At 35.6% G+C, this 15,277-nt stretch carries 12 protein-coding genes; 8 read left to right on the forward strand and 4 right to left on the reverse strand.

The window, feature by feature from the left end:
• Positions 1-3 precede the first annotated feature (3 nt).
• From ACIEHO_RS15665 to ACIEHO_RS15690, 6 genes are all read left to right on the forward strand, one after another.
• Complete coding sequence (locus ACIEHO_RS15665; RefSeq protein ID WP_406973453.1) at positions 4-933, forward strand: aspartate carbamoyltransferase catalytic subunit; 930 nt, start codon at positions 4-6, stop codon at positions 931-933.
• 3 nt (positions 934-936) lie between these two features.
• Positions 937-1,269, forward strand: coding sequence for a ribonuclease Z (locus tag ACIEHO_RS15670; protein ID WP_406973455.1), 333 nt, complete (start codon positions 937-939; stop codon positions 1,267-1,269).
• Position 1,270: 1 nt separating this feature from the next.
• The gene (locus ACIEHO_RS15675; protein ID WP_406973457.1) at positions 1,271-1,738 is read left to right on the forward strand and encodes a DUF3291 domain-containing protein; all 468 of its coding nucleotides are present in this window, start codon (positions 1,271-1,273) and stop codon (positions 1,736-1,738) included.
• Positions 1,739-1,741: 3 nt separating this feature from the next.
• Positions 1,742-2,647 carry a ribonuclease Z gene (locus ACIEHO_RS15680; protein WP_406973459.1) on the forward strand — a complete coding sequence of 302 codons (906 nt, stop codon included), beginning with the start codon at positions 1,742-1,744 and terminating at the stop codon, positions 2,645-2,647.
• Between the two features lie 386 nt (positions 2,648-3,033).
• Positions 3,034-3,681, forward strand: a complete 648-nt coding sequence (pdxH, locus tag ACIEHO_RS15685) for a pyridoxamine 5'-phosphate oxidase (RefSeq protein WP_406973461.1) — start codon at positions 3,034-3,036, stop codon at positions 3,679-3,681.
• A gap of 162 nt (positions 3,682-3,843) precedes the next feature.
• Complete coding sequence (locus tag ACIEHO_RS15690) at positions 3,844-4,341, forward strand: CAP domain-containing protein (protein WP_406973463.1); 498 nt, start codon at positions 3,844-3,846, stop codon at positions 4,339-4,341.
• 163 nt (positions 4,342-4,504) lie between these two features.
• Here ACIEHO_RS15690 and thrC read toward each other — a convergent pair whose 3' ends face one another.
• From thrC to thrA, 3 genes are all read right to left on the reverse strand, one after another.
• Positions 4,505-5,797, reverse strand: a complete 1,293-nt coding sequence (thrC, locus tag ACIEHO_RS15695) for a threonine synthase (protein ID WP_406973465.1) — start codon at positions 5,795-5,797, stop codon at positions 4,505-4,507.
• Between the two features lie 115 nt (positions 5,798-5,912).
• Positions 5,913-6,833, reverse strand: coding sequence for a homoserine kinase (locus ACIEHO_RS15700; protein ID WP_406973467.1), 921 nt, complete (start codon positions 6,831-6,833; stop codon positions 5,913-5,915).
• Between the two features lie 79 nt (positions 6,834-6,912).
• Positions 6,913-9,357 (reverse strand): bifunctional aspartate kinase/homoserine dehydrogenase I, encoded by a 2,445-nt coding sequence (gene thrA / locus ACIEHO_RS15705; RefSeq protein WP_406973469.1) that lies wholly within the window; start codon positions 9,355-9,357, stop codon positions 6,913-6,915.
• 343 nt (positions 9,358-9,700) lie between these two features.
• Between thrA and ACIEHO_RS15710 the strand changes: the two genes are divergently transcribed.
• The gene (locus tag ACIEHO_RS15710) at positions 9,701-11,257 is read left to right on the forward strand and encodes an NAD(P)H-hydrate dehydratase (RefSeq protein WP_406973471.1); all 1,557 of its coding nucleotides are present in this window, start codon (positions 9,701-9,703) and stop codon (positions 11,255-11,257) included.
• Between the two features lie 154 nt (positions 11,258-11,411).
• On the opposite strand, the gene ACIEHO_RS15715 is transcribed toward ACIEHO_RS15710, so the two are convergent.
• Positions 11,412-12,785 carry a TlpA family protein disulfide reductase gene (locus tag ACIEHO_RS15715; RefSeq protein ID WP_406973473.1) on the reverse strand — a complete coding sequence of 458 codons (1,374 nt, stop codon included), beginning with the start codon at positions 12,783-12,785 and terminating at the stop codon, positions 11,412-11,414.
• A 759-nt stretch (positions 12,786-13,544) separates the two neighbouring features.
• Between ACIEHO_RS15715 and ACIEHO_RS15720 the strand changes: the two genes are divergently transcribed.
• The coding region (locus tag ACIEHO_RS15720) for an HYR-like domain-containing protein (protein ID WP_406973475.1) at positions 13,545-15,277 on the forward strand (1,733 nt) is incomplete at its 3' end.

Raw genomic sequence — 15,277 nt, forward strand, 5'->3', positions numbered from 1 at the left:
CCAATGAGCGAATTAAGTGTAAATCACTTATTAGGGATAAAATATCTTAACCAACAAGATATCCAACTTATTTTTGAAACTGCCGATCACTTTAAGGAAGTGATTAATAGACCCATTAAAAAAGTACCTTCGCTACGAGACATTACCATTGCCAACCTTTTTTTTGAAAATTCAACCCGAACCAAATTATCGTTCGAGTTAGCTGAAAAACGTTTATCGGCCGATGTTCTCAATTTTTCCTCTAGCCAATCATCAGTAAAAAAAGGAGAAACACTTATAGATACGGTAAACAATATCTTATCCATGAAAGTGGATATGGTTGTGATGCGTCACCCCAATCCAGGTGCCGGTGTATTTTTATCTAAACATATCAAAGCCCGAATTATAAATGCTGGAGACGGCGCTCATGAGCACCCTACACAGGCTTTATTGGATTCGTATTCCATACGCGAAAAACTGGGAGATGTAGCTGGTAAAAAAGTAGTTATCGTTGGCGATATTTTACACAGTAGGGTAGCGCTTTCCAATATCTTCGCTCTACAGCTACAGGGTGCAGAAGTTATGGTTTGCGGACCAAAAACATTGTTGCCGAAATACATCGATAAACTTGGAGTAAAAGTTGAAACTAGCTTACGTAAAGCCTTAAATTGGTGCGATGTAGCTAATATGTTACGAGTGCAAAACGAACGTATGGATATTAGTTACTTTCCATCAACTCGTGAGTACACCCAACAGTTTGGGGTAAGTAAAGAGCTGTTGGATTCTTTGGATAAAGAAATTACCATTATGCACCCAGGGCCGATAAATAGAGGTGTGGAAATTACCAGTGATGTAGCCGATTCAAAACAATCCATTATCCTAGATCAAGTACAAAACGGTGTGGCTGTTAGGATGGCGGTTATCTATTTGTTGGCATCAAAAATAAAACAGTAGATTATGATTTTAGATCAAAACGGAAATCTATCTATAATCACGCAAGAAAAAGCTACGGTTGTAGAACTAGTTAAAAAACTTCAAGAGAGTTATACCAAAGTCAAAAACGACAACATTATGGTTGTTTTAACTTCTTTAAAGCCTTTAGTATTAAGTGATATTGTAGAATTTTTGCAAATTTCTAATAAGCATCGGAGGGCAAAAAAAACTTTTGTTATCGTTACGGATAAGATAGATTTAGATGTTGTTCCTGACGAAATTGTTGTAGTTCCCACCATTCAAGAAGCGCATGATATTATTGAAATGGAAGAAATGGAGCGCGATTTAGGGTTTTAATATGAGCAGTTATCATCTTGCACAAGTAAATATTGCTAAACGTTTGGCGCCTATGGATGACCCCATTATGCAAGATTTTGTAAACAATGTAGAACGAATTAATGGAATAGCCGACCATAGTGAAGGTTTCATATGGCGATTAAAAGACGAAGATAAAGATGAAGCCGCCCAAGCTTTTCAAGACGATTCCCTCTTAATAAATATGTCGGTTTGGAAAGATCAGGAATCTTTATTTAATTACACGTATCAATCCAACCATATTGAAGTTTTTAAGCGTAAAAAGGAATGGTTTCATAAGGTGCAAATGCTGCATATGGCATTTTGGTATACCCCGGAAGGTTACAGGCCCACTTTTCAAGAGGCAAAAGAACGATTGGAGTATTTGAATAATCACGGTGAAACACCATATGCCTTCACATTTAAAAGTAAATTCACCATACAGGATTCATTAAATTATATACGGCTTTAATATATGAAACTATCCATTTTAGGCTGTTATAGTGCCACCCCTCGAGCTTTAAACAATACTACATCACAGGTTTTAGAAATTAATAACCACATGTTTTTAATTGATTGCGGGGAAGGCACACAAGTTCAATTACGTAAGCATAAAATTAAGTTTAACCGCATTAAGCATATTTTTATTTCACATTTGCATGGTGACCACTTTTTTGGCTTGGTGGGATTGATTTCAACGTTCAGATTGTTAACTCGTGAAACCGATTTACATATTTATGGACCCAAAGGCATAAAAGAAGTTATAACACTTCAAATGAAGTTGGCTGATTCTTGGACCAACTATAATTTAATATTTCACGAACTGACATCAAAAACTTCCGAACTCATTTTTGAAGATGACAAGGTTGAAGTTCGCACCATACCCTTGAACCATAGAGTTTATACAAATGGTTATTTGTTTAAAGAAAAAGCGCGACTAAGAAAACTTAATGTAAAAGCTGCAGAAAACGCAAAAATCGATGTAGCATATTACAGGAAACTTACCCAAGGTTTTGATGTTGAAAACGAAGAGGGTAAACTCATAAAAAACGAAACGGTAACCAAAGCAGGACCTAAACCAAAAAGTTATGCATTTTGTAGCGATACGATGTTCAAGGAAGATATTGTGCCTTTAATACAAAACACCGATGTATTATACCATGAATCTACTTTTTTAGAACAACATGCACATCTTGCAGTAAAAACAAAGCATTCTACAGCAAAAGAAGCTGCTTTAATTGCCCAAAAAGCAAATGTGGGCACCTTGGTGCTTGGTCATTATTCCACTAGGTATGATAGTTTAAAACACTTTAAGCAAGAAGCCCAGGAAATTTTTGAAAATGTTGAATTGGCAGAAGACGGTAAGACTTTTGAGTTTTAAACTTTACTTTTTATCTTGTTTGGCCAATGTCCATTCAATTCCCTCTTTTAAAGAACTACATCATTTTATTGTAATATAAAATCACCCCGTTTTATCCCCGTTTTGTGAACTCGGTCAACCAAATACCAGGATTGTGGGTTAATGGAATACGAATTGACCCTATTGGAAATTTAACCAATTTGAGCATCTTCACCATAATAATCAAAAATTTTCTCATAACAGATTTTACATCTCCCAATCAAAAGGCATTTCTAATTTATGGTGTTTTAAGTTGGTGAAATAAGTGCGCTCTACAAATTTAATAACATTTGGTTGGATTAATAAAAAATAATGAATTCATAAAAGCGCTACTATATAGCTTACTATTTTTTTGTTAATTTGTAGTTATGGAAAAGGATTTAAGTAACTACAGAAAGTCATACGAAAAGGCGGAATTACTGCTTTCTGAGGTGCCAGAAAACCCATTGGAACTATTTCAAAAATGGTTTTACGAGGTTGAAGCGCATTTTGCTGACATTGAAGTTAATGCTATGACGATAGCAACTTTAGGTGTGGATGGTTACCCTAAAAGCAGGGTTGTTTTACTTAAAAAATTCACTTATGAAGGTTTTATATTCTACACCAATTATAAAAGTGAAAAAGGAAAGGCGATTGATGCAGACCCGAATGTATGTCTATCGTTTTTTTGGCACAGTGCAGAAAGGCAAGTCATTATTAAAGGTAAGGCCGAAAAAATTGCAGAAAATTTAAGTGATGGTTATTTCGAATCTCGGCCCAGAGGAAGCCAGTTAGGGGCCTTGGTATCCAACCAAAGTGATGTAGTGAAAGATAGGTCATATCTGGAGAACGAACTATCTCATTTAGAAAAGAAGTTTGAAGGTAAAGAAATACCTAGACCACTACATTGGGGAGGCTATATCGTTAAACCTGTGGAAATTGAATTCTGGCAAGGAAGACCTAATAGGCTTCACGATCGGCTGCGTTATAAACTGCTTGAGGACTACAATTGGCAAATAGATCGCTTGGCACCATAATATATTGAAATCTATCTCCTACTAACAAACTACGTTTTATCGATTAAAAACTATAAAAATCGACAAAACACATGTTTTTAATCGATTTTAACATTTCATTAACATATTTTCTTAGGTAAGGCACTTAGTTTTATAATCCCAAATCTAAAATAGCTTAACCTAATGAAGTTACCAATCAAATTGCCCATGTTGGCATTATTGGCCTTATTATTCTTTGCCTCATGTTCAACAAACAATTTGGACGACAAGGCTGCGGAAATAGAGCTCGAACTTGTTTCACAACAAGCTAAGTCAATCGAATTAGAAGCTTTAAATTTAATCAACGACCATCGTTTATCGAAAGGTTTGAATCCTTTAGAGGATATGAGTATAGTGAAATCTGTAGCTTTTAGCCATACCGATTACATGGTAGATAGCGGTGAAGTTTCGCACCATAATTTTTTTACCCGTAGTAATTACTTAAAGGCCAATGCCGGTGCAATAAAGGTAGCGGAAAATGTGGCTTACGGTTATACTTCAGCTGAATCGGTAGTTAGAGCATGGCTAAAAAGTGAATCCCATAAAAATAATTTAGAAGGCGATTTTACCAATTTTGATATATCGGCAGAAAAAAATGAAGAAGGTAAATGGTTTTACACCAATATCTTCATAAAAAAATAATTTGCTCCAAAGCATAAAGACTTCCTTTTTGATTTTACTGATTGATAGCCAAACAAATAAATTGATTAGGAAACTATTGATAGCTTAAATAGCTATTAAATTTTAGTTTGGACTTAAAATCCCCTTAAATTTAAGGGGATTTTTATTTATGTAGAACTACGATTTATTTAAGCAAATAACGCTTCAAGTCATCATAGGTAGAAATGACTACCGATGCTTTTTCTTGCCCCATAACAGATTGAATTTGTTCTGGAAGAGGCTGTTCTTCCTTAATCACTTCCTCAACAACATCTAAAAATTTGGTGGGGTGTGCTGTTTCTAAAAACACGCAATGGGCTCCTGGTCTATCAGACAAATAGGATTTACACCCCAAATAGCCAACAGCACCGTGAGGGTCGGCAACATAATTGTAATTATTGAAAACCTCAAGCATAGCAGCTTTTGTTTCTTCGTCAGTAAAACTGTAAGACGATATATTTTCTTTTAAGGTGTCAAAATTGTTTTTATAGATTTCTTGGATGCGAATAAAATTGCTCGGCGCCCCAACATCCATCGCATTACTTATGGTTTGTATGGAAGGTTTTGGTTCATACAATTGCGAAATTAAATATCGCGTCACCACATTGTTAACGTTGTTTGATGCCACAAAATGCTTGATTGGTAAGCCCAGTTGTTGCGCCATCATTCCGGCACATATGTTACCAAAATTGCCGCTTGGCACTGAAAACACAATATCTTCATATTGGTTATGTAGTTGCTTATAGGCAAACATGAAATAGAACAATTGCGGCAACCAACGTGCCACATTAATAGAGTTAGCAGACGTTAATTGCATTTTGTCGGTTAAACTTTCATCTAAAAATGCCGTTTTAACCATAACCTGACAATCATCAAAAGTACCATTAACTTCTAGGGCTTTGATATTTTGTCCTAGTGTGGTTAATTGCTTTTCTTGAATCTCACTAACTTTTCCGCTTGGATAAAGAATAACAACATTGACTCCTTTTACACCTAAAAAACCATTCGCTACTGCACCGCCGGTATCACCAGATGTAGCCACTAAAACGGTCACTTCTTTATTGTTATTCTTATTGAAATAGCCTAGGCAACGTGCCATAAAACGGGCACCAACATCTTTAAAAGCCATAGTGGGACCATGGAACAGTTCTAATGTGGAAATGTTATCGTTTAGCTTCACGACAGGAAAATCAAAAGACAGTGTTTCCTCAACAATAGTTTTTAAAACAGCCTCTGGAATTTCGGGCACTACAAATTGTTTTATGGCTTCATAGGCCAACTCTGAATATGACAGGTTATCAATATTATCGAAAAATTCTTTTGGCAAGGGCGTTATGCGCTCAGGAAAGTATAAACCTTTATCTGGAGCTAAACCTTTAATTACAGCATTTTTAAATGATGTGTTTGGGGCTTGTTTGTTTAAACTATAGTAATTCATTTTAAATTGCAATTTCAATTTTATGTCATTGCGAAGCAAATTTTTATTTGCTGTGGCAATCTGTTTAACTTGGATAGGATATTACGTCGTACCTCCTCCTAATGACGAATATTTACTAAATTATTTTAATACCTTGGGTGTTGATCTTAGAAATATGAATATCAAATTCAATATTTGTATTTTGGTACACTTTTTTCATGGCATTCGCCACTTTTTTAGATGTTTCCAATCCCTTATTTAACGTAAAAATAGAAGGTCCTGATCCTGATATGCACGCTCCTAATGCTCCTGCAGCCAAAACCTCATTCTTTACTTCGTTATAATACGGAATAAGTTTGCTTCTGTGCGGTTCGATAATAACATCTTGCAATGAATCTTTAATTAAATCATAATCATTGGTGTGGAGACCATGAACCAAACTGCCTAAGTTAGACCATTGCGTGATGGCATCATTTAACGGAACATCTTTCGGTAAAACAGCACGCGCTTCAGATGTTTTTATTTCAATTTGCGGATGAATAATAGTGGCATATAAATCATCTGGACATGGAATTTCTAAAATCTTTAGCGGCGAAACACTTTTCACCAAAGTAAAGCCACCAAAAAGGGCAGGAGCTAAATTATCGGCATGCTCACATTTACTGGCCAAAGCTTCCCCTTTTATAGCAAATTCCGTTAATTGTGTTTTGTTGAACGGCCTTCCTAAAAGTTCGTTCATTCCAAAAACACTTCCCACGGCACTCGCAGCACTACTACCAATGCCACTTCCGGGTTTAATGTTTTTGTATATTTCTATTTCAAAGCCAAAATCAACATCAAGTGTTTCATACATGGCCAAAGCCGATACACCTGCCACGTTTTTTTTAGTTTCGTACGGTAAATCGAAGCCTTCAATATGGGCAATGAAAATTCCTTTTTTATCTATTTTACGAATTACCATTTCGTCACCTACACTATCCAAGCAAAAGCCTAAAACATCGAATCCGCAGGCCACATTGGCAACGGTAGCAGGTGAAAATATTTTTATTTCGTTCATTTTGTCTATTAAATAATTCTCGGCTGCGCTAGAACAGTAACTGGAACTTTTTTTGTACAATGTCATTTTTTTCGATCAATTAATCGTTTCCAATTCTAATAATATCAGCAAATAAACCCGATGCCGTAACGTCTGCACCAGCACCAGCACCTTTAATAATCATAGGCTGCTGTGCATAACGTTTGGTGTAAAACATTACAATGTTGTCACTGCCTTCTAAATTATAGAATGGATGGCCTTCTGGAATTTCTTGCAGGCTAACGCTTGCTTTACCGTTATCAAATTTCGCCACATATTTTAATTGACAATTCTTTGCTTTTGCTGAAGCATAAAGACTTTGGTAATGTGCCTCATCTGCAATTAATGTCTCATAAAAATTATCAACGGTATCACTTTTTAATCCAGCCTCCGATAAAAATGATATGTTTTCTATATCCTCTAAATTCATTTTGACCCCACTTTCTCTAGCAAGAATTAAAATTTTTCTGGCCACATCAACACCACTCAAATCAATTCGCGGGTCTGGCTCGGTATACCCTTCAACTCCAGCTTGCTTAACCACATCATAGAACTTAGTTTTATCGTTAAAGTTATTGAAAACAAAATTTAAACTTCCGGAAAGAACCGCGTGTATTGAATTCACTTCATCGCCAGAAGCTATTAGGTTGTTCAATGTGTCGATTATTGGTAAACCAGCACCTACATTGGTTTCAAACAGTAAAGGCGCATTGTATTCTAGCGATAAGCGTTTTAACAAGCCGTAGTTTTCAAAATCACTTGAACATGCAATTTTGTTACAGGCTACAATACCAATACTTTCCTTTAGGTATTGTGCATATAAATCGGCAACATCTTTATTGGCAGTTACATCAACAAATATACTGTTACGTAAATTTAGCGATTTGGCTTTATCGAAAAAACCTTGAAGCGAGGCTTGTTCGCCATTAGATAGTTGGTCTTTCCAATCTTTTAAATCAATGCCATCCTCATTAAAAATCATTTTTCGTGAATTGGATAAACCAACAACACGAAGCTTTATTTTCAAGTTGTCTTTAAGGTATTTTTTCTGTTGCTTTATTTGTTCAACCAATCGTTCACCAACATTTCCAACTCCAGTGATAAACACATTAAGTTGCTTTGTTTTGGTTTCGAAAAACTGTTCGTGTAAGGTGTTGAGTGCTTTTTTTACATCACTTTCTAGAATAACTGCTGAAATATTCTTTTCTGAAGCACCTTGGGCTATCGCTCTAATATTAATATTGTTTTTACCTAAACTGCTAAACATTTTACCGCTTATACCTTGGTGGTTTTTCATGTTATCGCCAACCAAAGCAATAATAGACAGACCAGTTTCAACAATTATAGGGTCGATTTTATGTAAGGCTATTTCGTTTTCAAAAACATCATCGATTGCTGTTTTAGCCAATTCGGCATCTTTAGCTTCAATGCCCAGACAAATAGAATGCTCTGACGAGGCTTGGGTAATTAAAATAACATTGATTTTTTCCTGAGACAAGGTCTCGAATAACCGCTTTGAAAAACCAGGGATTCCCACCATACCGCTACCTTGCAATGTCAGTAATGCTATATTATTGATGTTGCTAATGCCTTTAACAGGTCCATTGGCATTCACTGGGTCGTTAGAAATAATGGTACCAACAGCATCAGGCTCCAGAGTGTTTTTAATATGAATTGGAATACCCAATGTCAATACCGGCTGAACCGTTGGCGGGTATAATACTTTGGCACCAAAATGCGAAAGTTCCATCGCTTCTTGGTAAGATATTTTTTCAATAGGGTAGGCCTGTTTAACCAATTTAGGGTTGGTAGTAAACATGCCGCTAACGTCTGTCCAAATTTCAAGCTGTTCTACTTTTAAAGCTGCAGCAATTATGGCAGCGGTAAAATCTGAACCGCCACGGCCTAACGTGGTTTGTTCTCCAGATTTGGATTTTGAAACAAACCCAGGAAGAATTGTAATTTTTTGCGGAGCCGATTTAAAATACTCTTGAATGTTTTTATTGGTTATTTCATAGTCAACTTCTGCTTTTGTGAAATTGGAATTGGTAACTATCAATTCTTGGGAATTTTTCCTACCGGCAGACAACCCTCTGTTTTTCATCGTTTCCGCTATAATAAACGATGATATCCGTTCACCATAACTCACCAATTTATCAGATGTTTTAGGCGATAGCTCATTGATTAGGTAGATGCCTTCCAATAAATTTTTTAGTGAATTTAGCCTTTCTTCAACGTAGTTGATAATCGTTTCGCTGCCAGAGGGATTTAGCTCTTTTATAATGCTAAAATGAATTTCTTTAATGATTTTGAACGTTTCCTTAAAGGCATTATCTTTATTTTGTGCCTGTTTCCCGGCCAAAAGCAATTTATCTGTAATACCACCAACGGCAGAAACCACACACGCTATGTTGTCGTTTTTACCGTAGTTCTCTAAAATATTTATTACGTTATTTATGTTGTTTGAAGAACCTACCGAAGTTCCTCCAAATTTTAAAACTTTCATGTTTTAATGCGTTGAATAATTAAAAAATAATTGAAAATATTGTAATTATCGAAATTACAAAGATAGCCTGAAGAATATATAACTAGCAACCCCAAAGGGTTGTAATATTTGTTGTTGCACCAAAAAAAGTAGTGATTCCTTTTGAAGAAAAAGAAACTAATCTTGTTGTATTTTGGTTTAAATAAGTCATTGTTGTTATATATAACTCTCCAAAAGTATTACTTTTAGGCTAATAAAAAAACAAAAACATTCTTTTTACGGTATTCTTATAGAGTTGGGTATTTCACGAAAAAAAAATGATAAACCGCCAGAAGAATTGAAAAATCTATAAACGATTTAAAAAATGAAAATCTTTTCAAGAGAGCAAATTTATAAAGGCGATAAGTTAACTGCCGAAAAGCAAAATATTTCATCCACCGATTTAATGGAACGTGCTGGCACTCAAATTTTCAATTGGCTGCATACGCGTATGCAAGGGGCTCAAGTTCCTATTCACGTTTTTTGTGGTATTGGCAATAACGGTGGCGACGGTTTGGTGATTGCCAGGCATTTGGTTACGCATGGTTATAATGTAAAAACCTATGTGGTTAATTATAGCGATAAACGATCAAAAGATTTTTTGATTAATTACGACCGCATAAAAAATGTTACCAAAGAATGGCCAACACTTTTAAAGGATGGAGATAAATTTCCAAAAATACAACCTGAAGATATTATTGTTGATGGCGTTTTTGGAATCGGGCTAAACCGTCCTGTGCATAATTGGGTTAAAGCCCTTTTTATGCATTTTAGAAAAACGAAGGCATTTACTTTGTCGATAGATATTCCATCGGGCCTTTTTACCGATGAACCTGTTGAGGATGATGACGCAGTGGTTTGGGCGGGTTTTACCTTAAGTTTTGCCTCACCAAAATTGGTGTTCTTTCTACCGGAAACGGCAAAATATAGTGTGCAATGGGAGGTTTTGGATATTGGTTTAGACCAAGAATTTTTGTTCACTACCGAAACGGAAGCCGAACTTATTGGAAAACATGAAGTATTGCCTAATTATGTGCCACGTGAAAAATATGCACACAAAGGACAATTTGGACATGCTTTGGTTATTGGAGGTAGCTACGGAAAAATAGGTGCGGTAACCTTGGCCAGTAGAGCAATACTTTCGGCTGGAGCTGGCTTGGTCTCAGCCTATGTTCCCAAATGCGGATATCAAGTTTTACAAACTTCTTTTCCGGAAGCCATGGTTATAACGGATAGCGATGAAGAAAAAATAACCAATATCCAATTCGATATGGCTCCGACGGTTATAGCGTTTGGAGTAGGAGTAGGGCTTAATGATAAAACCCAAACTGCATTTGAATCTTTTTTAAAGTCGAATAAAGTGCCATTGGTCATTGATGCTGATGGTTTAAATATAATAGCCAAGAACAAGAAACTGCTAAAATTATTATCTGAAGTGCCAGCAGTTATGACTCCACACCCTAAGGAGTTAGAGCGGTTAATTGGTAAATGGGACGATGATTTTGACAAACTTGAAAAAGTGAAGACCTTTTCAAAAAAACACAACGTTATTGTTGTGATTAAAGGCGCCCATACCATAACTGTTTTTGATGAAAAACTTTATATCAATACTACTGGAAATCCTGGAATGGCCACAGCAGGTAGCGGCGATGTTTTAACGGGAATTATAACCGGTCTTATTTCACAGGGTTACCACCCAGTAGTTGCCAGCATTTTTGGGGTTTACCTGCACGGAAGGTCTGCTGATATTGCTTTTGAAGATTTTGGCTACAATAGTCTGGTGGCTAGTCATATTATTGATTATTTAGGCAAAGCGTTTATCGATTTGTTTAAACAGCCCGAGCATCCACAATCTCAAGAAAATAAGGAAGACGAAGGTTGAATAGTCTTTCCTCTCTTTTAAAACGCTAGAATTTCAAGACCCTGAAACAAGTTCAGGGTGGCAAATTGTAAGTTGCCTCGTCTTACTGAACTCGTTTCGAATCTAAAAAAAGTAAAATTCAATAAGAAAAACCAAGTTTATCATGACAATAAACTTAAATTTTCAATTCACTGAATAAATCAATTAATGCGGGGTCTGATGGGCGCGGGGCATTCGTGTTTACAATCTTCCCTTCTGGGTCTAAAAGAATAAATCTAGGGATACCTTGTATGCCGTAGTCTTTAACAAAAGAAGAATTCCAATCTCTATCTGCAAACAGTTGCACTCCTTTTAATTCCCGGTCGCTCACCATGGTTTTCCATTTTTCAAAATCTGATTCTTTGTCAATTGAAATACTCACAAATTCAATATTCTTATCATGGTATTGTTCTTCAACTTTTTTTAGAGCCGGAATTTCCCTAACACATGGTCCACACCAAGTGGCCCAAACATCAATGTAAAGGTATTTTCCTTTTAAATCATTTAAAGAAGTTGTGCCACCCTTATAATTTTTATAATCTACAAATTCGGGGGAGCGTTTTCCAACATTTAACGCTGTTATTTTGTTGTATTTTTCTTTTATGAGCTTGTTATTGCTTTCGTCGGTTGAATTATCACTGAACAATTTATAAAATGCATCGACATCAGCGCTTCTAACCATATTATAGTTAGCAAAATCAAACAAAAGTCCATTTTTAATGATTTCATTATCAATATTGGCAAGGGTTTTAAGGTGAGCAATATCGTTGGAAACCTCTTCGTCTATTGAAAGGCTGTCTGCCTTTTTTTTGTAGAATCTAGCAACTAAAGATTTATAATGGATTGAAAATTCAAAATCCTCTATATTATTATAATCAATATGGTCTAATTCGTCTAAAAAGCCTGTAGACGCATTAAAGTCTGGCTTTTGGGCTAATTGTCTATATGCCTGCTCGTAAATACTTAGGAGTCTGAGGTAATTATAGTTTATATTCTTTATTTCCTTAACAACAAAATTTTCTGGTATGCCATTAAAACTTTTCAATAACGAAACTTGTTCATCTTTTATTGAATTCATTTTATTTTTATAACTGGCTTCATCAAGTGTATAAGTTACTTTGGCATTGCCAAAAAGCTTTTGTTCCAATTTTCTTTTTTCTGAAAGGTACTTGGATATTTCCGCACCATCGCCCGAAATTTGCAGAGAATTGTTGAAGTCTTGAGCATTATAATTAATATTCAATTCGTAGCCTGGTTCAACATGCAAAAACACCGGGTTTTTTCCATCAAATAATATATAGCTCGACCTATCGGTGCCAAGTGTATCTTTAAAGCTGCCATCTTCCGAAACGTTTATAACCTCTCTATAACTTTGGTCGTAAGTATTTATGGTTAATTCGTTTGGCAGTCTGTTGGAAATGGTTCCAGAAATTATGGCATAATCTGGTTTAATTTGTTCTTTACAACCTAATAGGGCTATAGCACAACTTATAAAAACTATTTTTTTCATTCTTTGATTTCAAATTTTGGTAAAAGTATATAATAATATACGCCATTGTTAATTTTTAACAATAGTTTAAAGCACGGCATATTTACTTGTAACTTTTTAACAAGTTTAGCATATGGGTCAGTTTCTGGAATAATATTTAATCTAAGGAATTCCTCGTGGCTCTGCCTAGTTATGGCTCTTTAGTTTTTGAAATTAAACCCAAGGTTATTACAGGGTAATAAATCACCTTATTACTCAGATAATCAATAAAATAAGGTGATTTCAGAGGTTTGGTGATTGACTTTTTACTAAAAAAATACTGTTTATCGTATAAATGAGGTGGGTTATCTAAAAATTTGATGAATTGAGAGAAAATGATGTCGATAGTCTAAAAAACAAAGCGGATAATCTAAAAGTTGAAATTCACATTTTTTATGCATACATAATTTATCTACATTTGATGTGCCCTCTTTTCTACAATTTACGTTTTCCTTTCTTATTTATGTATGAGCATATTTGATTAATAGCAGGATTAAAGATGCCCTCAATCTTACCAAAATTTAATAACAATATAGGTTGTATTGAACAAATACAATTTTAATACTTGTTATACATTCTATTTATGTAACATGGTTTTTAATTTATTAATTAAACAAAAATGTTATGTTAATGTACAATTTTACCCAAAAATCAAAGAGTGAGACCTCTTTAAATTTGATTGCATGCTGTCTTAGTTTACTAAGGAAGCAAATTAAAAGTATAACCGGTTTAGCCGTTGTTATGCTTTTTTTATTGGCTGCAAATACTTTGCAGGCACAGGTAGTACCATGTATAGATGGTAATACTACTGAATGGGGTTCTCCTGTATTGGCTACAGAACCTACTTTTCAATATGTAGCCGATGTTAGAACTGGTAATCAAGATAATGCGTGGCATACTGGGGCCAAGGATATTATCGATTATGGGCCAGATGGAAACCAATGGACTTATACATCTGTTCTATCTAAAGGGGATATTATGAATGCTGCGGCAGTAGTGCTTTCAAATGTATTACCTGATGAAGATTGTGAGAGTAGTTTTATTTATCTTGAAAATAAAACCTATCTGTTTTTTGCAGGAGATAGGGAGTCTAATAATGGAGTGGCCCAAATTGGGTTTTGGTTCTATTTAGATGGCTCTGCACCAGTAACTGTTGATGGCGATATGTATTTAGAGCCAAAGCATGCTATTGGTGATTTATTAATAATGAGTGATTTTAGTGCTGGTGGTAGATTTGCATCGGTTACTGTATTACAATGGGTAGACCCAAATGGTGTTACAGGTAATTATGTTGAAGATCAACACTTTGATGAATTACCATTGGATACTCAAGTAGCTATAAATAACGATGGTAATCCGGATGTACCAACACCATGGTTAGGTAATGTAAAGCCTGGACAAACAACTTATGATTATAATGAATTTTATGAAGGCGTTGTAGACTTAACAGATGTATTCGATCTAATCAATAATCCTGAAGCAATTTGTGGAGCAGGTTGGCTATTAGAAACAAGATCATCTAAAGAAATAACGGCTAAACTTAAAGATTTTACAGGAGGGCAATTTAATTTAGAACCTACGGCTACTGTTAGTTCAGATCCTGTTTGTGTTGGTGATGATGCGCAATTGGTTGCAACCGTTTTTCAAGGAGATATGGAAATTATGAACCCGTCTCAAGTGCTTCCAAACCCTTACACATTTCAATGGTGGAAAGGAGATCCAGATAATGGAGGGATGCTTTTAGAAGACGTAGATGTTGCAACTGAAACACTAATGATTAGTAATGCTGACTTGAGTGATGCAGGAGATTATTATGTTGTAGTCTTCAGTCCTAATGGATGTGAATCAAAAGGAGCGGCTTTCGATACTCTAGTGGTAAATCCTTTGCCGACAGTTACGGCTAATAATGCTTCTTTAGAATGTTTAGATACTGAAGTTCAGTTAACAGCTTCACCTCCAGGTGGAACTTGGAGTGGTGATCATGTTTCTGCAAGTGGATTATTTGATGGTACAGGATTAGCTCCAGATGATTATACTGTAACTTATACATATGAAGATGAAAATGGATGTAGTAATAGCGATGATGCTATAGTTACTGTAAATGTAGATGATTTGCCGCCAACCATTAGTTGTGCAGACGATAAATCAATTGAATGTCCTGCCGAAATTGTTTGGGATACGCCGTCAGCGAATGACAATTGTAGTACACCAGAAGTAACGGTATTAAGTACAGTAGAAGATTTAGATGGTTGTGGATTTGGAACAATTACCAGGACTTGGCAGGCTGAAGATGGAGTAGGATTGACTGCAACTTGTTCTCAAACGATCACGATCTATGATGAGACTGCGCCAGTACTTACATTACCGGCAGATGCACGTTTTGAGTGCACAATGGGAGATGCAGGTGCTGCAACGGCAGAAGATAACTGTGACGGTACATTGGTTCCAACATCAGAAGACGATACTTCAGGATT

The sequence above is a fragment of the Flavisericum labens genome (genome assembly GCF_045446075.1).
In the GTDB taxonomy this organism is placed as follows: domain Bacteria; phylum Bacteroidota; class Bacteroidia; order Flavobacteriales; family Flavobacteriaceae; genus Flavisericum; species Flavisericum labens.